Origin of the sequence: Tepidanaerobacter acetatoxydans Re1 (assembly GCF_000328765.2) — a bacterium.
Lineage (GTDB): Bacteria > Bacillota > Thermosediminibacteria > Thermosediminibacterales > Tepidanaerobacteraceae > Tepidanaerobacter > Tepidanaerobacter acetatoxydans.
Window position 1 is genome coordinate 1,487,340 of sequence record NC_019954.2, and the last position, 21,027, is coordinate 1,508,366.

Below are 21,027 nucleotides of genomic sequence, written 5' to 3' on the forward strand. Positions count from 1 at the left end.
TTCTTAATATTTTTTTATTTTTGTTATATAATAGTCAAAAGCCTTTAGGTGGTGGTGTTTTGAATATCGTTGGCATTATTGCTGAATATAATCCTTTTCACAATGGCCATCTGTATCAATTATGCACTGTTAGAAAAAATTTAAAGCCTGACGGAATAATAGTCATTATGAGCGGAAACTTTGTCCAGCGTGGTGAACCGGCAGTTTTTAGCAAGTGGGCTAGAGCTGAAATGGCACTTTGTGAAGGGGCTGATTTGGTTATAGAACTGCCTGTTTGTTTTTCTACGGCTACAGCTGAAATATTTGCAGAAAGTGCCGTAAAATTGCTATTGCAATCTCAGGTTGTCAATACCATAAGTTTTGGCATAGAAAGATATTGCCAAAAAGAATTATTTTATTTAGGCAAACTATTATCCGAAGAACCAGATTTATTTAAACATTTCATGAATAGCTATCTGAAAAAAGGGTTATCATTTCCCGCTGCCAGGGAAAAAGCTGTGATTAAATATATGATGGTAAAAAACATTAATTTAGACAGACAATTGATATCTGATTTGCTAAAAAAACCAAATTATATTTTAGCTGTTGAATATATAAAAGCTATAAATAAACTGGAAGCAGGCTTTTCGATTTTTCCCGTTCTCAGGCAAGGTCATGATTACCATGATAAAGAACTTACGCAGCAATATGCAAGTGCATCTGCTATAAGACAAGAATTGTTTTATCACCAACAAGATTTTAGCAATGAACTTATTAATAATCTACCTGATTCAACTCTTCGAATTATTAAAAAAGAGATAGAAGATGGCCGTACTCCCGTTTTTTTACAAGATTTTGAAACTATCCTTTTATATGCTTTGCGTCGTATGCCGGTATATGAACTTAAAACTTACTTTGATGTGGCAGAAGGACTTGAAAATCGAATTAAAAAAGCTGCACAAGCTTCTGGAACTCTTGAGCAGCTCATTTCACAAATAAAATCAAAAAGATATCCGGTAACCAGAATTCAGAGGATATTAATGCATATATTGCTCAATGTACCTAAGGAGATAGTTGAAATAAGGTCACCACAGTATTTAAGAGTTTTGGGATTTACACAAAAAGGTGCTCTTATTCTAAAAAAAATGAATAGTAAAGCCACTGTTCCTGTAATAACCCGAGCTTCGGAATACAAAAACCTAAATCAAAGTGCAAAAATAATGTTCGAAAAGGATTTACTTTCATCGGATGTTTACTCACTTGTATATAAAAATGCAGCACTTAGAAATGGCGGAGTAGATTTTAGAAGAAGTGTTATCTACTTTAATTCTTCTAAGTAATCTAATATATCATCAAGTTTAGTTACTGAAATTATTTCTATATTTAAACCTTCTGCAGCTTTTACTGCATCATTTGCATTTCTCTCAGGAACAAAAAATATTTCAGCTCCATCTCTATAAGCAGCTTTAACTTTTTGTTGGACACCACCGATTTCACCTATCTGCTCATCTAGGCTTATAGTCCCAGTTCCTGCAATCTTATGCCCTTTGGTTAAATTTTCAGAAGAAAGTTGATTTAAAATTTCCATAGTTAACATGCTCCCTGCTGAAGGGCCGCCAATATCTCCTGTGTCAATATCTATCTTCAGAGGCAGGATAGGTTTCCAATTTAATGTTGTTATATATATACCTATTACAGACTTTCCCTTTTCAGTCTTGCTTTCCATAGTAGGTATAAAGACTGTTATAGTTTTATTTTGCCTTTCTACTTCTAGTTCTACCATCTCACCTATATTGTGATTTGAAACCTTTTTTACTACTTCTTCTGCAAGATTTACTTTTTCCTTATCAACCTTTTTTATTATGTCACCAGGAAGGAGCTTTCCTTTTGCAGTACTTTCCGGCATAATCTCTACCACTTGTGCACCATCACCTAAAATCTGGGTGTTATATCCTGCTTTTCTCAATGCTACTACCTCTGCTATTTTCTGACTCTCCTCCATCCATCTTCTCATGTAATCCATATACTGCTGCATATCCCAGCCGGTAGGTATCATTTGCTCTTTTCTCTCAATATTTACATAAGGGTCTACAGCAGCATAAAACAGTAAGGGGATATTAAGTGTTCGGCTTGATACTGTCGTTAAAAAAAAAGAGCCTTCTTTATGCTTAGACCCGTTTTCAACTGTTACAATTTCCTTAAGATCAACAGTTATGCCCGGAGCTACTATAGTATACGTTTGACCCAAATAGTAATTTAAACCTAATAATAGTATTATTATTGTTATAACTTGTAAAGACCTTTTTCTTTGCTTGCTTACCATTATTATCCTCTTTTCTATACTTTTTTCGGGTAAAATCATTTGCCTGCCATTTTTGATAATGTGCATAAAATAGTCCTTGTTTTTGAAGCATTTATATAGAAGTTATTCTCAATAACAACTATATATTCCAACAACCTATCTAAGCATATTAAAACTGCCAAAGAAATATATATATATTAAAATGAACGAAATTACACACTTGGGAGGCTCAAAAATGAAAATTAAAAATTTACATTCTTATATGTTCAAAGCTTATCAGCTATTTTTGCCTATATTAGCAGTAATTATTACGGTATCTATTGTCTGTTTCCCTGATGAGGCCTTCAATGCAGCTTTAGAAGGACTTAATACATGGTTTGCAATAGTTCTGCCGGCACTGCTTCCCTTTTTTATAGGTTCACAACTTCTAATGGGGTTAGGAGTCGTTCACTTTATGGGCGTATTATTGGAACCTTTTATGCGTCCTTTATTTAATGTACCCGGTGCAGGATCTTTTGTCATGGCAATGGGTCTTGCCAGTGGATATCCTGTTGGTTCTATGCTTACAGGTAAATTGGTCAAAAATGAATTATGCAATACCTGGGAAGCAGAACGGCTTATGTCTTTTACAAATACAGCTGATCCCTTATTTATGATTGGAGCTGTTGCAGTAGGAATGTTCAAAGATGCAAGATTGGGCATAATAATTGCTCTGTCACACTACATATCAGCAATTATTTTGGGGCTTATTATGCGTTTTTATGCCAAAAATAAAGAAATTACGCCATTAGCATCAACTTTTAAAAAACAAGGTGGTGTTTTTTTAAGGGCTACGCATGAACTTTTAAGAGCTCGTAAAGAAGATGGAAGGCCATTTGGTCAGTTATTGGGAGATTGCATAAAAGACTCTGTAAACTCATTGCTTATGGTACTTGGATTTATCGTACTATTTTCAGTCATAATCAGGACCATAACAGTCGCCGGTTTTATAGATATTCTGATTCCAGTAATAGAAACGATTTTGAAAGCATTTGGTTTTGATATCAGCTTAGCTCCAGCTATTTTAAGCGGATTTTTTGAAATAACTCTGGGAACACAATTAGCAAGTACTGCTAGTGCTCCTTTAATGCAGCGAGTAATTATTGTAAGCAGTATAATCGCATGGAGTGGTCTTTCTGTGCATTTTCAAGTTATTAGCATGGTAAGTGATACAAAAATAAAGATTGCCCCTTACATTTTTGCAAGACTATTGCATGCTTTTCTTGCAGGATTTGTAGCATATGTATTAATGATAACACCTATCTATGGTTTTGAATCATTAGTAATACCCGCATTTGCCATGTCACCACAAACCACATCCGAAAGTTGGTTCAACATATTTAAAACTTCTACGGAGGTTTTTGTATTATTATTTATTTTAATACTCCTTACATCAATTATTACTCACTTGATGAAAAATTTAAACATTATCGGTTTTAAGGTTGTAAAGAAAAAATAAATCACCTTGTTTTATTAAGCTCTTCTCTGCTCTTTTTTAAGGTTTCCAGCAGCCTTTCAAGATGCTTTTGTGCATCTTCTAAGACCTCATCGGCATAGGCATTTGCTCCCGTACGTAAATCGCGGGCTGTTTGCTTAGCAAAAGTCAATATTTGATCCGATTTTTCTTTAGCCATTTTAGTAATTTCATCCTGGTTTATCATCTTCTCAATTGTATCCTGTGCCTCTTTAACTATTAATTCTCCTTGCTGTTGCGCTTCAATTAAAATGCGCTGTCTGTCTTCAATAATCTTTTTAGCATCTTTCATATCTTCAGGAATCTCTCTTAAAAGTTCATCGATAAGGTTTAAAATTTGGTCTTGATTGATTACCACTTTGTTCGAAAGCGGTATTTTAGGGCTATTGATTATTAATGTTTGAAGTTGTTCTATAATTTGAAAACAATTCATTCAAAAACCTCCTTCAAGGTTTTTATTTTTAATTGATTTTAAATTTCTGTTTTAAGCGTTTTTCCACCAAAGGTGGAACGACAGTTGCAACACACCCCCCAAGGCTTGATACTTCTTTTACTACGCTGGAACTTAGATATGAGTACTTGCTATTTGTCATTATGAAAATAGTTTCAATACGCTCATCCAATTTTTTGTTCATAAGAGCCATTTGAAGCTCGTACTCAAAGTCTGATACAGCTCTTAAGCCTTTTACAATAACACGGGCCTTTTTTAATTTGGCAAAATCCACTAACAAGCCCGAAAAACTATCAATTTCAACGTTTGGAATATCATGTACGGAATCACGTATCATTTCGATTCTTTCTTCCACAGTAAAGAGCGGTTTTTTTCGAGGATTGGATAAAACGGCTACAATTAACCTGTCGAACAGTTTCGAACTCCTTTGTATAATATCCAGGTGCCCATAAGTAATAGGATCAAAACTCCCCGGATATATCCCTATATTCAAAATTGGTCACTCCTTTGTTAAAAATGTTAATGCGGTTCTGCCATATTGTTTGTGTTTACAGCATGCAAAACCATCAAACTTGAGCAGCTCATCTTTTGGATGTTGAATTATAATAATTGATTCTGCTACATTAAAATCTTTTAAAACATCTAATGTTGCTCCTATATTATTTTTGAAATAAGGAGGATCCATAAAGATTATATCAAAATTATTGCCCTCTAAAATTAATTTTTTCAAAGCAGATATAACATCACTTTGAATAACTCTTCCTTTACCGATTAATTTCAAATCTAAAAGATTTTGTTTGATTATTGAACACGCTATTGGATTCTTTTCTATAAAAATAGCATTTTGGGCACCTCGGCTCAGTGCTTCAATACCTACTGCTCCCGTTCCTGCAAACAAATCCAAAAAACAACTTCCCACAACATCACTGCCAATTATATTAAATAATGCTTCTCTTACAAAATCTGATGTTGGGCGGGTGTTCATACCGTTTATCGATTTAATTTTTCTACCTCTGTGAAAACCGCCAATAATTCTCATAAGCCAAACACATTAAACTCCTTTCAAGCAATATTCTAACATATTAGCGACAAGTTTAAAACAAATAATTGTATTTTAACGATATTTTATTTAAAGGTATTGAATACTTTTCTTTAGGTCGGCTTATACTATAACTGTAATAAACTTTCCCCATAAGCTCTTCCTCCGGTTTCTCCTCTCCCAATGCCGGCATTTATGCCGGCATTACTATTTGTTTAATTTACTTTGTATAAAAAAAGGCAGGCTCAAAACGAGCCTGCCTTTTTTTGATTTATTTATTGAGTTGTCGTTCCGCCACTTGCACGTCTTTGATAATCCTCAATCATTTTTCTTACCATATGGCCACCGACAGCACCACAATCTCTCGAAGAATAATTTCCCCAATATCCATCTGCAGGGGCTTGAATTCCAACTTCTTTAGCAACTTCATTTTTAAACTGTTCCATAGCCTTATACGCTTCAGGAACTACAAGCTTATTTCTTTTTTGTCCCAATGCCATAATCTGATTTCACCTCCTTCATCATCGTACTGTTAATATAACCTAAGAAAAAGTCTATATACTAGAATAATCTGCCTTGAAATCCAATCGATTCATAAAATTTTTATAAAAAAATAAACGACTACAGCATCTTTCAAAACTCAATATACTTAAGTCGTTTATTTTATGTAATAAATTATTTTTTATTTCTTAACAATAATTAAGTTTAATGGATAAAAACTATATGCAGATTTTTGTTTCCAATGACTTTTTTAGATTTTTATACTCAGGCAACAGAAGATATTTTTTTTCTAAAATTTGATTTGCTAACTTTTGTGTGGTTTTAAGAATTTCTATGTTATCAATAAAACTGGCAAATTTAAATTCAAAAAATCCATGCTGCTTAACCCCTAAAAATTCTCCGGGGCCTCTAAGCTCCAAATCCTTTTGCGATATTTTAAAGCCATCATAGCAGTTCATTAGATAATTCAATCTTTCCCTTGCAGTTCCTTGATTAGAACCTGATATTAAAATACAGTAAGACTTTAAAGAACTTCTGCCAACCCTGCCTCGTAATTGATGAAGTTGAGCAAGCCCAAATCTTTCGGCATTTTCAACTATCATCAAAGTAGCAAGTGGAACATCAACACCAACTTCCACAACTGTAGTTGCTACAAGAACTTGGATTTTTTTTAATAAAAATCGATTTAGCATCTTATCCTTTTCATCCTGCTTCATTTTACCATGCAACATTCCGATTTGTAAGTATGGATACTCTTGTCTTAAGTATGCTGTGTGTTGTTCAACATTAATTATTTCTAATTCATTTTCCTCAACTGCCGGACATACCACATAAACCAAATGACCCTTTTTGACTTCTGAAGCCATAAAATCATATATTCTTTTTCTCATAGAATCGTTTACTACATAAGTATCCACCTTCTGCCTGCCTGCCGGCAATGTATCAATAACAGAAATATCTAAATCGCTGTATAGTGCCATAGCAATCGTTCTGGGTATAGGAGTAGCACTCATTACTATAACATCTGGACAATGACCTTTTTTTACCAGATTTTCTCGTTGTTTTACTCCAAATCGATGCTGTTCATCAGTAATAACCATTCCCAGTTTTTTAAACTCTACATCTTCTTGTATAATTGCATGTGTCCCCACTAAAACATCTACAGTCCCATTTTTCAGTTTTAAGAGAAGTTTTTTTCGTTCTTTTTCGGCAAGCCCTCCTTTTAGCATGTCTACATTTATATCAAATGGACTGAGAAATCGTTTCAGTGTATTATAGTGTTGTTCTGCTAAAATTTCCGTAGGAGCCATCATAACACCTTGAAAACCATTTTTTACCGACAGATATAATGCAGCACACGCTATTACAGTTTTACCTGAACCAACATCACCTTGGATAAGTCTACTCATAATATACTCACTTTTAAGGTCTTTTATAATATCTTTTAAAACCTTTTCCTGGCCGGAAGTAAGAGTAAAAGGGATTCCTGATAAAAAAGGTTCTAGATCAATAGTATTATATACGTTTTTACGTTTTTCAGATTTTGAATAATATCTAGATAAATTTACACCTAATTGAAATAATAATAATTCTTCAAATATAAACCTTTCTCTTGCTTTTTCCAACATTCTAAAGTTTTGCGGAAAATGAATATTTTTTATTGCTTCTTCCAGCGATAGTAAATTATACCTGCTTAATATATCATTCGGTAGTGTTTCTTCTAAACCGGAAAATTTTTCTATGGCATTTTTAACTGTATTTCTGATGAAATTTTGAGAAATACCTTTAGATAGCGGATAAATTGGCCGAATTCTTTCAATCTTAATATTACTGACCTTTTCAAATTTTATCCATTCAGGGCTAGAAATTTCGTAAACACCAAAGTTCTTTTTAATTTTCCCTATTAATAAAAGCCTTTGATTGGGATAAAAACTTTTTTCTACAAATGGTTGATTAAAAAATACGGCATAACCTTTATTTTGACCGTCAGTAATCGGAAGCTTTGTTATATAGATACCTGTTCGCGTTTTCCTGCTCACAGCAGAACCTGTAACAATACATGGAAAAACTCCAGTTTCGTCCTCTGTTCCTTGCTTAAATGTCAAAGGTGACATATCCTGGTAATCTCTTGGAAAATAAAACAAAACATCTCTAATAGTGTATATCCCTAATTTGGAGAGCTGTTTGGCTCTTGCCGGGCCAATGCCTTTAATATTTTTTACATCAGATGATACATCCATAAACATCACACCCTTACTCTACTGAAACAATGTAATAATATAAGTTTTGCCCTCCAAAATAATATTCTATATCGAAATCCTTATATTTTTTTGCTAAGATTTCTACCGTCTTTTGTATTGAATAATCATCTATATCGGCTCCATAGTAGATTGTAATTATCCCATCCTGTCTACCTTCGGTCATAAGAGCTACCAATTTGAAAATTACTTCCTCTTTTTCTTTTCCGGTTATTAACAAATCGCCATCCTTTATTCCTAGAATATCTCCTTTTTTAATTTTATTACCGTTCCACTCAGTATCCCTAACCGCATAAGTCACCTCTCCGGAAACTACATTTTTAATATTTCGCTTCATGTTTAAAATATTTTCTTCTACTGAAAGCTCCGGATTAAAGGCAAGTAAAGCTGAAATACCTTGTGGAATCGATTTTGTCGGGATTACATAAATATTCTTATTAGATAAACTCTTTGTTTGTTCGGCAGTTAGTATTATATTTTTGTTATTCGGCAGTATAATAATATTATCAGAGGAGTTTTTTTCTACTGTTGATAGGATATCTTCAGTACTGGGATTCATCGATTGACCACCTTCGATGATATCCGCACCCATGCTTTTAAAAATTTCATTTAAGCCTTTACCTTGAGATACTGCAATTACACCTATATTTTTCTTACTTATCTTGAAATCTTCCAGATGTTCAATATAATTTTCCCTATCATCTTCATTTGAACCGTTTATAATTTCCCGATGCTGTATTTTCATGTTATCGATTTTTATTTTTGAAAGTTCTCCCCACTTCAAAGAGCAACTCAAAACTTTATCGGGGTTATTTGTATGAATATGAATTTTAACCAATTCATCCATACCTATCACTATCATTGAATCTCCTAAATTAGACAATTCACTTTTTATCGATTCTATATCAATTTCTTTTCCGGTAATAAAAAGTTCAGTACAATACATATATTTTATTTCTTGACCTAGTTCTTTATTATGGTGCATCTCTTCATTAATGGTCTGCAAATTTTGTTCTGATGAGGAAAAATCAAGATCAATGTTTGGATTTTTTATTGCTTCATAAAAACCTTTTAATAAAAACAAAAGTCCTTTTCCTCCTGCATCTACAACTTTTGCCTCTTTTAGTGCTTTAAGCATCTCCGGAGTCTTTTCTAACACTTTTTCCCCATATATCAACGTGTTTTGAAGTATTGTTTCGAAATTATTATTACGCTTTGCTTCAAAAATCATTCTATCGGCAGTTTCCCTGGCTACCGTCAATATCGTTCCTTCTACCGGTCTCATTACGGCTCGATAAGCTGCATCGACCCCACTTTTATAGGCAGCTGCAAGCTCCATTGGTGTAATACTGTATTTATGTATCGGTATGCCTTGGGCAAAGCCTCTAAAAAGTTGAGATAATATAACCCCGGAGTTTCCTCTCGCACCCATTAAAGAACCCCAAGCTGCAGCATCAGCAATTTTTTTTAAGTTATTCGATGATATTTTTTCTAGTTCCTTTACAGCTTGATCCATAGTTAATGACATATTTGTTCCGGTATCTCCATCTGGAACTGGAAATACATTTAAAGCATCTACAATTTTTTTATTTTGCCTTAAAATAAAAGCAGCATTAATTATGGCTTTTTTTAACACGCTACCATCAATTTTCTCCATAACCAATCCCGAAAACCTCCTCATCTCTTACTTTGTTCTGACTCCATGAATTATTACATTGGTTCGGTCAGGTCTAAATCCCAATATATTCTCTAAGATAAAATTTACTTTTTCAATCACATTATTAGCAACCTCATGAATTTTTGTACCATACTGAACTATAATATGCAAATCTACAGTAAGCATATCTTCATCAATTTTTACTTCTACACCTTTGTGAAGGTTTTCCTTTCCGAGAAGCTCGGTTAAACCATCACTCATTTTTCTCGATACCATTCCAACCAATCCATAGCACTCCATAGCTGCATTACCGGCAAGTACAGCTATCACTTCCCTGGATATCTCTATTTCTCCTAAGGAATTTTTAATTATATTCTTCAACTGGCTGCCTCCCTTCAATTCACCATTCATTTACATCCATTATAATATATTTTTTGTTTTTTTCATAATTAAAAGTTGTTTAAGGTAGGCTTTCCTTATTGCAGTGCTCCCGTTTATATGATAAAATACTTTTGGCATATTAAAGAGAATTCCTATGTGGTTGTCAAAGAGCTTAAAGTTGATTTTTTCAGTACATCGGAAAACTAACTATATTGTATTGTACAAGGAGGTGCAATAATGGCAAAGTGTGAGGTTTGTGGTAAGCTTCCCAGGAAAGGCATACAACTTAGCCATTCCCATAGAAAATCAAAACGTACATGGGCTCCAAATATTCGCCGGGTAAAAGCTGATTTAAATGGTCGTACAAAAAGAATCAATGTATGCACCAGCTGCTTGCGTTCCGGAAAAGTAAAAAGAGCCAAATAAAAATCAGCGTGCCGGTTAGCACGCTTTTTTATTTTTCCTGGCCAAACAAACCTAGAACAGCTTTAACAAACTTGCTGAGGGTTCTTGGGAGTTTTAATACATATATCCGCATTAACCCACCCCTTTCACCATTTCATTTAGTGTTATACAAAATCCACCCAAACCAAATTAAAAAACCTCCCATAGCCAGCATCCACAACCAAGGAGGCAGGCTTACAATTAGTATAACTATTCCAGCTATTGCTGCCGCTAAACCCAGGATTTTCTTTATATCACAATATCCCCACATTTAACCGACCCCCTACTCACAAATAATTCTCCGTTATTTTATTATATTCCGCATACCATATCAGTGATACTAAATTCCATTAATGAGCTGTCTTTAATTTTTCAATTACATCCCCCGGATTAGAAGATAGATAAATCGCAGAACCTGCAACCAGTATATCAGCTCCGGCTTTAATTATATCTGGTGCATTCTCCTCATTAATACCTCCATCTACCTCAATTAAAATTTCGGGATTCTCTTGTAGAATAACCCTCTTTAAATCCCTGATTTTTTCTAGCATCTTAGGAATAAATTTCTGCCCACCAAATCCAGGATTCACACTCATTATAAGAATCATGTATATATCATCAAGTATGTATTGAAGACTGGACAAAGGTGTCGAAGGGTTTAATGCGACACCTGGTTTTATACCTTTGTTTTTAATATAGTTTACTAGTCTGTTCAAATGTACCGTAGATTCCACGTGAACAGTAATAATATCCGCTCCGGCTTTAATAAAATCATCAATATGTTTTTCAGGATTTTCAATCATCAGATGGACATCAAACGGAAGATATGTTTTTCCTTTTAAGCTTGATATAACCGGGGGACCAAGGGTAATATTCGGCACAAAATGCCCGTCCATGACATCTATATGTAAGAGATCAGCTCCGCCATTTTCAACTTTTTTAATTTCTTCTGATAAGCAACAAAAATCCGCTGATAAAATAGAAGGTGCAACTTTAACCATGAATCAAACCTCTTTCTAAATATTATTTATAGAAAATTAAAATATAACCACATTGTTTAAAAAAGATACCGGCGGGTTTATACCCGCCTTAGATTTATCGTTCCCCTTTAAAATAAAGCACATCATCTAACCAGACTTCTATTTCCATCTCTCCGGCTCCTTCTATTGACACATTCAAGGGGCTATCTTCGGGAGTATGGTTTTTAAGATAAACAGTACGATTCTTACCCAAATCATCTGACACTACTATCTTTACGGTAGTCTCTGCGGATTCGGAAGAAAGTAGGATTGGCCCAACTGATATTTCTTTTAATTGAACAGGTCCGCTGCTTATTACAATACTGATAGAACCATTTAGCTCCATAGCCTCATTTGGTTTTGGGTTTTGCTCAATTACCGTATTTTCCGGTGCTTGATCGGGTTTTTTCGAAACACTGCTGACCATGATATTTTTCTCTTTTAATAATGCTTGTGCCTCATCCAATGTTTTACCCACCAAATTTGGTGCATTTATTGTTTCAGGTCCTATGCTGACAGTAAAATTAACCGACTCACCTTCTGAAAGGGTAAAGCCTTCTCTGGGATTTTGGTCTATGATAATGCCCTCAGGTACATCAGGAGAGTTTTCGGGAATTATTCGGCCAGGTTCTAATCCATAGCTGTTTAACAAAGCAATGCCTTCGGCCTCAGTTTTACCGACTATGTTTGGAACTGTAGCAGCTTTAGGGCCTTTGCTTACTACCAAGTCTATAGAAGGATGGGTTGTTTTTACTTTTTGATCACCCTTGGGGTCTTGATCTATAACTTGCCCTGCGGGAGCCTTATCAAAAACCCTCTCGGCAATATTAGGTTTTAAGTTTAATTTTTCAAGCTCTTTTACAGCGTCCTCCTCCTGCCAGCCTATTACATTTGGGACTATAACTTCAGGCACATCAATATATTTTCTCGCTAAAGCCGCTCCGAGATATGAAAAAACCCCGAATAATACTACAAGTGAAACAGCAATGGCTAAACCTTTTGCAATATTCTTTGGTTTTTTTCTTATAGGCTTGGAGTTAGAAGTCGATAAGTTATTTTTGAAATTATTCATCACCATTGTATGCTCTATATTATCACTATGCTTGAAATTAATTACTTCTTCGTCTGTTAAAGCCCTCATTAAATCATTCTTTAATATTTTGGCATTTTGATATCGGTCCCCCGGCGACTTAGCTAAACACTTTTGGACAATCATTTCAAGTTCTTCGGGAAAGCCGGGAATCGTATCAGAAATTAATGCCGGTCTTTCCTGAATTTGCTTTAAAGCTATGGCTACCGGTGTCTGACCATTAAAAGGTAATTGACCGGTAAATGCTTCATACAATACTATCCCTAATGAATATAAATCTGATCTTTCATCCACTATATCACTTTTGGCTTGCTCCGGCGAAAAGTACTGAACCGACCCAAAAACATTATCGCTATTGGTTATGGTTGCTCCATCTGCAGCACGGGCAATGCCAAAATCTGTAACCTTTATCCTGCCATCAGATGTTATCATGATATTTTGAGATTTAATATCCCTGTGAATTATTTTATTTCTGTGTGCACATTCTAAAGCATCACATATTTGTATGCCCATTTCTACTACCTCTGCAGGAGGTATAGGGGCATTTTGTTTTATAAATTGTTTTAATGTGATGCCTTCTACATATTCCATGACTATATAATATAGCCCATCCTCTTCACCAACATCATAAATTCCTACTATATTTGGATGAGATAAGCTGGCAGCAGCTTGAGCCTCTCTTCTAAATCGTCTTACAAAATCTTCATCTTCGGCAAAATCCTGCTTTAATACCTTTATGGCTACAACTCTATTAAGTAGATTGCATCTTGCTTTATAAACTACGGCCATTCCACCACCGCTGATTTCCTCTAAAATTATATATCGATTTCCCAAAGTTTTTCCTATCATGTTTTTTCACATCCCACTTTATCCGCTTTAATTATACCTACAGTAATATTGTCTTCTCCACCTCTTAAATTCGCTTCATCAATAAGCTTTTGAGCGGCTTGTTCAGGTCCTCCTGAACTTAATACAATATTTTTAATACTGTCATTTTCCAACATATTTGTCAGGCCATCACTGCACAGAACTATTATATCATTATCTTTTAAATCAAATTCGAGAATATCCGGCTCTAACAACTCATCTGTGCCTAGTGCCTTTGTAATTATGTTTTTCATCGGATGAGTTTTAGTTTCTTCCATAGTTATGCGCCCATCTTCAGCCAATTCCCATACAAGAGAATGATCCCTGGTTAACTGTTTTATATGATTTTCTCTGATTAGGTATGCTCGGCTATCACCTACATGACCTATATACAGATGCCTTCCATGAAAAAGTGCTATTGTTATTGTGGTTCCCATTCCTAACAACTCATCATTTTTTAAAGATAGTGAAAATACTTTGTTATTTGCTTTAGATATAGAAGATTTGAGAATTTCTTTAACTTCCTGAGCACTGCAATCCTCTAACAAATGACTATTTACATATGTAGATACTTCTTCAACAGCAATTTTGCTGGCAATCTCACCTCCCTGATGGCCTCCCATTCCATCAGCTACTATAAAAAGCTGCGGAAGCTTGCTCCCCTTTTGGGGAAAATAAAACATATCTTCATTATTTAATCTTGCCTTCCCAACATCACTTTTTATTATACCAATCATAATTTCACCTCACTAGTAAACTTCGCCGAAGCTGTCCGCAGGCTGCGTTTATATCGCTCCCCATTTCCCTTCGAACAGTTGCTGAAATGCCATTATTTAAAAGTATTTGTTCAAACTTTCTTATTCGGGAGTCATCACTCTTTTTAAATTTTTTACCTTCCACAGGGTTAAGGGGTATTAAATTTACATGGCATAACAAGTCCTTTAACAAGTTTGAAAGTTCGCAAGCACATTGTTCAGTATCATTTATATCAGAAATCAATATATATTCAAAAGTAATGCGCCTTTTTGTTTTCATTATATAATATTTACATGCATCTAACAATTGTAAAATTGGATAACGCTCGTTTATTGGCATTAAACTGCTTCGTATATCATCATTGGGTGCATGTAAAGACACTGCAAGGGTAATCGGTAAACCCTCTTCCGCTAGACGGATAATCTTTGGAACTATCCCGCATGTAGAAACGGTCAGTCTTCTATAGCTTATATTAAAAGCTAGGGGTGAATTCAAAATCCTTAGAAATTGTATTAATTCATCATAGTTTAAAAGCGGTTCGCCACTTCCCATTACAACCACTCGGCTTATCTTTACGTTGGAATCTTTTTCTATTGCTATTACCTCGTCCGCCATTTCCCACCAAGCTAAATTTCTCACCATTCCACCTTCTGTTGAGGCACAAAAAGCACACCCCATGGAACAACCCACCTGGCTAGAGATGCAAGCAGTAGTCCCAAAAGAGTACTTCATTTTTACACTTTCGACCATTTGTCCATCTTCCAAAGCAAAAACATACTTAGTCGTTTCATCAATTTCTGATTCATATTTTTTGTATATATCTATCTTGCCTACATAAGCACAATCCTTCAATCTAGCTATTAAGTCCTTTGACAGATCCGTCATTTTTTCAAATTCAGTTTGCCCTTTATATATCCATTTAAAAATCTGCTTTGCCCTATATACCGGCTCACCAAGCTGCTTTATAAATTCTTCCATCTGAGTTAGTGTTAAACTTTTCAAGTTGGTTTTCTCCATTAAAATATCTCCTTCAAGCCTTTATCCTTTTTAAACGTGCTATAAAAAAACCGTCAGTCCCATGTATGTTTGGGTATAATGTGATATAACCGTAGGATTGTTTAAGGCTGTTATGCAGCTTTTCCGGAAGATACGGCCTTAAGTCATCATAAATAAAAGAATCATTTTTTGCAAGAAATTCATCTACATTTTTTTCATTTTCTTCAGGTTCTATGCTGCATGTGCTATAAATTAAAAAACCTCCCGGTTTTACATATTTTGAACATACTTCAAGAATCTCCTTCTGTTCAGATTTTAAAGCTGTTATATCTTCAGGTTTTTTTGACCACTTGATATCAGGTTTCCTGCGAATAACACCAAGCCCAGAACATGGAGCATCAATTATAACCTTATCAAACTTTCTGAACATATTTTTATCAGGTATTTTGGCATTTCTTACCTCCGGCACAACAATAGTTGCTTTTAATCGGCGGCAGTTTTGTTCTATTAGTCTGACTCTATGAGGATGAATATCCCATGCAATTATTTCACCCTTATTTTGCATAATAGCAGCCATATGAGCAGTTTTACCGCCTGGTGCGGCGGCTACATCCAACACTTTGTCATTACTTTTTACTCCGGCCGCCAATGATGCTATAATAGAACTTTCATCTTGAGGAGCAAAAAGTCCTTTATTAAAACTTTCCAGTTGGGCAATAGGAGGTGAATCTAAGATATATAAAGTTTCTTCAGTAAACAAACCAGGTGCTACACGTGCTCCTTCGGCTGATAATTGTTTTTCTAATTCTTCTCTATCGGCAACCAAGGTGTTTACCCGAATGCACGGCTTAGGTCTTTCATTCAAGGCCATACATAATTCTTCGGTAAAATTTTTATCAAATAATTCTATCCATCTTTGAATAAGCCAAGAGGGAAAAGAATAATAGATAGATAAGTATTTTTCTATATTTATATTCTTGTTTGGATATACTATCTTATCTCTTTTCCTAAGCACATTCCTTAAAATAGCATTAGTAAAATTAGCCGCCCTTTTCCCTTCATATTTTTTAACAAGACTTACTGATTCATTGACTGCCGCAAAATCCGGCACCCTGTCTAAGAAAAATGTTTGGTATATTCCCACCCTAATAGCATTTTTAACAAATGGCGATATTTTAGACAAGTCTATTTTGGAAAATTGTGATATTATATAATCTATTCGCAGAAGGTTTTGTACAACTCCATTAACTAATTCAGTAACTAATGCTCTGTCTTTTAGCGACATATCCGAAGTTAGGTGTTGATTTAAAAGTAAATTCCCATAAGACCCTTCTTGTATTTTTATTAGCATGCAAATGGCCAATTCTCTAGGATTGGACATTTTTGTATTGCTCCTTCCCATTTAAAAAAAATTCAATTGCTTTGGCTACCTTTTCTAAATCGACCTTTGTATTCTTACACGGCCCTTCAGGTCTTATATTTAAAACTCCCATTACCGGCAAGGGATTTGTATCCAGAATTCCTTCGGTTAAATCCCTCTCACATGCAATGGCCACAACTGCCTTAGGTTTAATATCCATTACCTTCTTTCTTGCCAAAGTACCACCTGTTACTACTGTCAGGTTCACACCATAGTCGCTGCTTATCTTTAAAAGTTTATCTATATCACATCGTCCACAATGTCTGCAATTAGATACATCAGTTGTGACCTTATAAGGGCAGTCCCATTTTTGCAAACAGTGAGGTGCAAGAATAAGAATATCATTCGGAGTTAGGTCGTAGTTACGACTTTGAAGCAACTTATTGTTTACTTCTATATACGAACTTTTAATAATATCCTTAGGTATGTGAAAGGCTTTCCCTAAGGCCAAGGCTAAAGGAAATAAGATGTTTAATGAAGTATTCATTAACTTTTCAAGACCAAAAAAAGTTTTGACATGCCAGAGTGTCATAACAACTCCAGCCAAGCCTATGCTGACTATTAAAATGAATAAACTTAAAAGAATTATTACTGCAAGCAATATATAGCGATACCAATTGCCAAATCTATTGTAGTAAATAAGAACTCCCGAAAAAATCATTCCAATAATAAGCAGTACGCTGAAAGAAAGCAAGCCAATAAAGACTCTCTTTTTTACAGTTTCTCCATTTTGTTTATACATCAGCAAAAAATTCTCCCTCTTTTATATCATGGCCGACTAGGTATTCAGTTGCCTTTAGCCGCTTTTTGCCAGCTTCTTGCAGCTCAAGTATGAGAATACTACCGTCACCTGTTCCTACAAGAAAGCCCTCATTTTTTACCAGACCCATAAACCTACCCGGATGAGATTTTATTCCGGCTGAATATGGTTTTGCCTTCCATATCTTAATTTCGCGGCCGTTCCTTATGGTATACGATCCTGGCCAAGGATATGTTCCTCTTATTAAATTATAAATCTCATTAGTGTTTTTTAACCAATTTATTTTGCCATCTTCTTTTTTTAGCAGGGGAGCATATGTTGATTCTTCGTGATTCTGGGACTTTCGAATTAAATTACCTGATTTTATGCATGAAAGTGTTTTTAATAAAAGATTTCCGCCCAAATATGATAATTCTCTGGAAAGATCCTCTGATGTCCAATCATTTTTGATGGCTATTTGCTCCTGTAAAAAAATATCTCCAGTATCCAAGCCTTCATCCATCCACATAGTCGTTACACCTGTTATTGATTCGCCATTTATAATAGACCATTGTATTGGAGCTGCACCTCTGTATTTGGGCAGCAGTGAAGCATGAACATTGATGCAGCCTATCTTAGGTATCTTAAGCACCCTTTGGGGCAAAATTTGCCCGAAGGCAACAACAGTTATTATATCAGGTTCCAAAGCAATAAGTGTGTCAATAAAATGTTCTTCTTTGACTTTTTCAGGCTGATAGACCGGAATGTCATATTGAACTGCCAATTTTTTAATCGGCGGTGGAGTAATTACCCTTTTCCTACCCACCGGGCGGTCAGGCTGAGTAACTACTGCCACTACATTTATATTCTCTTTAATTAACATTTCTAATGGTACAACGGCAAACTCAGGGGTTCCCATAAATATAACTTTCATTTTCATTCCTCACTATCAGGTTCAATAAATTTTATGGCTTTATCTACAAAAAGCTTACCTTCCAGATGGTCTATCTCATGGCATAAAGCCCTTGCTAATAAATCTTCTCCCTCTATTTCAATATATTTTCCCCACTTGTCCTGCGCCTTCACTTTAACTCTACTCGGCCGAGGTACTTCGCCTAATATACCGGGTATACTCAAGCATCCTTCTGGTTCGATTACTTCTCCTTTGCTTTCAACTATTTCAGGATTTACCAGCACGATCGGTCCTTCACCCACATCAATAACTACTACTCTTTTTAGTATGCCAACCTGTGGTGCTGCAAGCCCTACGCCATTAGCATTCATCATGGTTTCCAGCATATCTAATATAAGGGTATGCAGGCGCTTATCAAATACCGTTACATTTCTGGATTTTTTTCTCAGCACCTCATCGCCATATTCTCTAATATTCCTTAAAGCCATCGTCATTCCTCCTATAATAAATCCAGTGGTTCCATATCCCATGACATATCGACTTTTCTATTATTATTTAAGATCTGCATATGGTTGCATATATTTACTAAGGTTTGAATTTGCTTACTTTTTAGTAAAATATTGTATCTATAATTGTCTTTAATCTTTGATCTGGGTGCCGGCACAGGACCATAGATTTCTATATCGTTATTATATTTCTGATATAATATTTGTCTTACTTCTTCAGCTTCTTTTTTTATTAAGTCTTCATAACGACTTTTAAATACGATATTTAACATATGACAAAACGGGGGATAAAGAGCTTCACGGCGAATCTTGAGTTCCTCTTGATAAAAACCGCTTATATCAAAATTACAGGCAGCCCTTATAGCAAACGATTCAGGTGTGTATGTTTGAACATATACCATGCCCGGAGTATCTCCTCTGCCGGATCTTCCTGCTACTTGAGTTATCAACTGAAAAGTTCGCTCACCAGACCTAAAATCCGGCATGTTAAGCGCAGTATCCGCGCTGATAATTCCGACCAGTGCCACATCTGGGAAATTAAGACCCTTGGCTACAGTTTGAGTTCCTATTAGTATTTGGGCTCCGCCTCTTTTAAAGTTCAATAACATCTTTTCCAAAGAACCTTTTCGAGAAGTAGAATCTGAATCAATTCTAATAGTTCTGCATTTTGGGAAAAACCTCTTTACTTCTTGTTCCACCTTTTCCGTTCCTGCCCCAAAGTATCGTATATTCCTACTTTTACACTTTGGACAAATGTCCGGAGCTTTTATGCTGTACCCACAATAATGGCATTTCCCGCTTTTATCTTCAAAGTGATATGTCAATGCAATATCACAGTATTTGCACTTTAATACAAACCCACAATCACGACAAATCACAAAAGTCGAATGCCCTCTGCGATTTAAAAAAAGTATTATCTGTTTGTGCTTTTCTAGGGTTTCTTTCATGCCGGATAATAATTTCCGACTAAAAATATGTCGATTGCCTGATTTTAGTTCTTCCCTCATATCTATTATTTCCAGTTTTGGCAAAGATCTTCCTGAAACTCTTTTCGTCAGCTTAGCCAGGGAATATTCTTGCTTAGCAGCTTTATAGAAAGACTCAACTGAAGGTGTGGCACTGCCTAAAACTAAGCTGGCATTTTGTTTTTTCGCCCTGAATTCGGCAACCGTCCTAGCATCATAATAGGGATGTTCCCCATTTTTATAAGAGGATTCATGTTCTTCATCTATAATAATCATGCCCAAATCTTTTATAGGTGCAAATATGGCCGATCTTGCACCTAAAACTACTAACGCTTCACCAGAATATATCCTCTGCCATTCATCAAATCTTTCTCCTTGTGAAAGTTTGCTATGCAAAACAGCAGTTTTCCCGGGAAAGCGGCTACGAAATATCGAAAGCATCTGCGGAGTTAAAGAAATTTCAGGAACAAGCATAATAACCTTTTTCCCAGCTTTTAATACATTTTCTATTGCTCTAATATAAACTTCGGTTTTACCACTACCGGTCACCCCGTAAATAAGGGTAGTTCTTTTTGAATCATTGAAATTTTTAATTATTGTTGTTAATGCATTTTGCTGTTCAATAGTTAAGTTAATATGCTCACAGATATTATTGGTCGTAATAACCATAGGCCGCCTTCTGACTACTCTATAATCTCTCTTAATTACTCCTTTTTCAGTTAAAGCTGTCAGGGCTGACCTTACTGATGCAATAGGCATTTTTAGATTTTCTGATATGTCATGAACTGTAGCTGTTTCTACATTTTTTAAATATTCTAGTACTCTCTTTTGATTAAAAGCTCTGCTTGATATAACCTTGTCAGTAGAACATACTGAATAAACCGATTCTGTTTTTGAACTGACTTTCGGGGGCAGCATAAGCTTCAAAAAATCGACAATTGGAGTTCCATAATATTCAGCTAATAACTTGGATAAATCTACTAATTCCATAGGAAGCGAGATGGCTTCTTTACTTATGACTGCTTTAAGTTCGTAATCCGTCGTTTTTTCTATAAAATCAAAAAGCTCTGTAACTACACCTGTTACTTTTATATTGTTGAAAGGAACACATACTAAATCACCTATATTGATTGAGGAGGCTATATCCTCGGGAACTAGGTAAGTATATTCCCTTTTGGCTTTTGGGTGTCTTACATCTACAGCCACCAAACAAGTTTTAATCAAAAAACCT

22 protein-coding genes are annotated in these 21,027 nt (G+C 35.2%); 3 read left to right on the forward strand and 19 right to left on the reverse strand.

Translation table 11 applies throughout. The annotated features are described in order from the left end of the window. Positions 1 to 59: 59 nt before the first annotated feature. Complete coding sequence (locus tag TEPIRE1_RS07245; RefSeq protein WP_013778518.1) at positions 60 to 1,319, forward strand: nucleotidyltransferase; 1,260 nt, start codon at positions 60 to 62, stop codon at positions 1,317 to 1,319. On the opposite strand, the gene TEPIRE1_RS07250 is transcribed toward TEPIRE1_RS07245, so the two are convergent. Continuing rightward, complete coding sequence (locus tag TEPIRE1_RS07250; RefSeq protein ID WP_041591541.1) at positions 1,298 to 2,302, reverse strand: YlbL family protein; 1,005 nt, start codon at positions 2,300 to 2,302, stop codon at positions 1,298 to 1,300. The genes TEPIRE1_RS07245 and TEPIRE1_RS07250 overlap by 22 nt on opposite strands. Positions 2,303 to 2,516: 214 nt before the next feature. On the opposite strand from TEPIRE1_RS07250, the gene ylbJ reads away from it, so the two are divergent. Next, positions 2,517 to 3,779 carry a sporulation integral membrane protein YlbJ gene (gene ylbJ / locus TEPIRE1_RS07255; RefSeq protein ID WP_013778520.1) on the forward strand — a complete coding sequence of 421 codons (1,263 nt, stop codon included), beginning with the start codon at positions 2,517 to 2,519 and terminating at the stop codon, positions 3,777 to 3,779. Between the two features lies 1 nt (position 3,780). On the opposite strand, the gene TEPIRE1_RS07260 is transcribed toward ylbJ, so the two are convergent. From TEPIRE1_RS07260 to TEPIRE1_RS07290, 7 genes are all read right to left on the reverse strand, one after another. Then, complete coding sequence (locus TEPIRE1_RS07260) at positions 3,781 to 4,227, reverse strand: ATPase (RefSeq protein ID WP_013778521.1); 447 nt, start codon at positions 4,225 to 4,227, stop codon at positions 3,781 to 3,783. 28 nt (positions 4,228 to 4,255) lie between these two features. Then, positions 4,256 to 4,738: a pantetheine-phosphate adenylyltransferase gene (coaD, locus tag TEPIRE1_RS07265; RefSeq protein ID WP_013778522.1), complete on the reverse strand. Its 483-nt coding sequence runs from the start codon at positions 4,736 to 4,738 to the stop codon at positions 4,256 to 4,258. Positions 4,739 to 4,744: 6 nt separating this feature from the next. Further along, the gene (gene rsmD, locus TEPIRE1_RS07270) at positions 4,745 to 5,284 is read right to left on the reverse strand and encodes a 16S rRNA (guanine(966)-N(2))-methyltransferase RsmD (RefSeq protein ID WP_013778523.1); all 540 of its coding nucleotides are present in this window, start codon (positions 5,282 to 5,284) and stop codon (positions 4,745 to 4,747) included. 275 nt (positions 5,285 to 5,559) lie between these two features. Continuing rightward, positions 5,560 to 5,784: an alpha/beta-type small acid-soluble spore protein gene (locus TEPIRE1_RS07275; RefSeq protein WP_013778524.1), complete on the reverse strand. Its 225-nt coding sequence runs from the start codon at positions 5,782 to 5,784 to the stop codon at positions 5,560 to 5,562. A gap of 219 nt (positions 5,785 to 6,003) precedes the next feature. Then, entirely contained in the window at positions 6,004 to 8,025 is a 2,022-nt protein-coding gene (gene recG, locus TEPIRE1_RS07280) for an ATP-dependent DNA helicase RecG (RefSeq protein ID WP_041591432.1), read from the reverse strand. Positions 8,026 to 8,038: 13 nt separating this feature from the next. Continuing rightward, positions 8,039 to 9,700 carry a DAK2 domain-containing protein gene (locus TEPIRE1_RS07285; RefSeq protein ID WP_041591542.1) on the reverse strand — a complete coding sequence of 554 codons (1,662 nt, stop codon included), beginning with the start codon at positions 9,698 to 9,700 and terminating at the stop codon, positions 8,039 to 8,041. A gap of 27 nt (positions 9,701 to 9,727) precedes the next feature. After that, a complete protein-coding gene (locus TEPIRE1_RS07290; protein ID WP_013778527.1) occupies positions 9,728 to 10,111 on the reverse strand; it encodes an Asp23/Gls24 family envelope stress response protein in 384 nt (127 codons plus the stop codon). 207 nt (positions 10,112 to 10,318) lie between these two features. Here TEPIRE1_RS07290 and rpmB point away from each other — a divergent pair, with 207 nt between their 5' ends. Next, positions 10,319 to 10,507, forward strand: coding sequence for a 50S ribosomal protein L28 (gene rpmB, locus TEPIRE1_RS07295; RefSeq protein ID WP_013778528.1), 189 nt, complete (start codon positions 10,319 to 10,321; stop codon positions 10,505 to 10,507). 28 nt (positions 10,508 to 10,535) lie between these two features. Here the strand turns inward: rpmB and spoVM are convergent, their stop codons facing one another. From spoVM to priA, 11 genes are all read right to left on the reverse strand, one after another. Further along, a complete protein-coding gene (gene spoVM / locus TEPIRE1_RS14480) occupies positions 10,536 to 10,619 on the reverse strand; it encodes a stage V sporulation protein SpoVM (protein WP_144312827.1) in 84 nt (27 codons plus the stop codon). Positions 10,620 to 10,640: 21 nt separating this feature from the next. After that, positions 10,641 to 10,796, reverse strand: coding sequence for a hypothetical protein (locus TEPIRE1_RS13835; protein ID WP_013778529.1), 156 nt, complete (start codon positions 10,794 to 10,796; stop codon positions 10,641 to 10,643). A gap of 79 nt (positions 10,797 to 10,875) precedes the next feature. Then, positions 10,876 to 11,526 carry a ribulose-phosphate 3-epimerase gene (gene rpe, locus TEPIRE1_RS07305; RefSeq protein WP_013778530.1) on the reverse strand — a complete coding sequence of 217 codons (651 nt, stop codon included), beginning with the start codon at positions 11,524 to 11,526 and terminating at the stop codon, positions 10,876 to 10,878. A gap of 94 nt (positions 11,527 to 11,620) precedes the next feature. Then, the gene (gene pknB / locus TEPIRE1_RS07310) at positions 11,621 to 13,483 is read right to left on the reverse strand and encodes a Stk1 family PASTA domain-containing Ser/Thr kinase (protein WP_013778531.1); all 1,863 of its coding nucleotides are present in this window, start codon (positions 13,481 to 13,483) and stop codon (positions 11,621 to 11,623) included. After that, the gene (locus TEPIRE1_RS07315) at positions 13,480 to 14,238 is read right to left on the reverse strand and encodes a Stp1/IreP family PP2C-type Ser/Thr phosphatase (RefSeq protein WP_013778532.1); all 759 of its coding nucleotides are present in this window, start codon (positions 14,236 to 14,238) and stop codon (positions 13,480 to 13,482) included. The genes pknB and TEPIRE1_RS07315 overlap by 4 nt, the downstream gene beginning before the upstream one ends. Before the next feature lie 4 nt (positions 14,239 to 14,242). Then, positions 14,243 to 15,274, reverse strand: coding sequence for a dual-specificity RNA methyltransferase RlmN (gene rlmN, locus TEPIRE1_RS07320; protein ID WP_013778533.1), 1,032 nt, complete (start codon positions 15,272 to 15,274; stop codon positions 14,243 to 14,245). A gap of 13 nt (positions 15,275 to 15,287) precedes the next feature. Then, the gene (rsmB, locus tag TEPIRE1_RS07325) at positions 15,288 to 16,634 is read right to left on the reverse strand and encodes a 16S rRNA (cytosine(967)-C(5))-methyltransferase RsmB (RefSeq protein ID WP_013778534.1); all 1,347 of its coding nucleotides are present in this window, start codon (positions 16,632 to 16,634) and stop codon (positions 15,288 to 15,290) included. Beyond that, entirely contained in the window at positions 16,621 to 17,415 is a 795-nt protein-coding gene (locus tag TEPIRE1_RS07330) for a DUF116 domain-containing protein (RefSeq protein ID WP_013778535.1), read from the reverse strand. The genes rsmB and TEPIRE1_RS07330 overlap by 14 nt, the downstream gene beginning before the upstream one ends. Further along, positions 17,408 to 18,346 (reverse strand): methionyl-tRNA formyltransferase, encoded by a 939-nt coding sequence (gene fmt / locus TEPIRE1_RS07335; RefSeq protein ID WP_013778536.1) that lies wholly within the window; start codon positions 18,344 to 18,346, stop codon positions 17,408 to 17,410. Before fmt ends, TEPIRE1_RS07330 begins: the two co-directional genes overlap by 8 nt. Before the next feature lie 2 nt (positions 18,347 to 18,348). Beyond that, the gene (gene def, locus TEPIRE1_RS07340) at positions 18,349 to 18,813 is read right to left on the reverse strand and encodes a peptide deformylase (protein WP_013778537.1); all 465 of its coding nucleotides are present in this window, start codon (positions 18,811 to 18,813) and stop codon (positions 18,349 to 18,351) included. An 11-nt stretch (positions 18,814 to 18,824) separates the two neighbouring features. Further along, a complete protein-coding gene (gene priA, locus TEPIRE1_RS07345) occupies positions 18,825 to 21,020 on the reverse strand; it encodes a replication restart helicase PriA (protein WP_013778538.1) in 2,196 nt (731 codons plus the stop codon). Positions 21,021 to 21,027 lie beyond the last annotated feature (7 nt).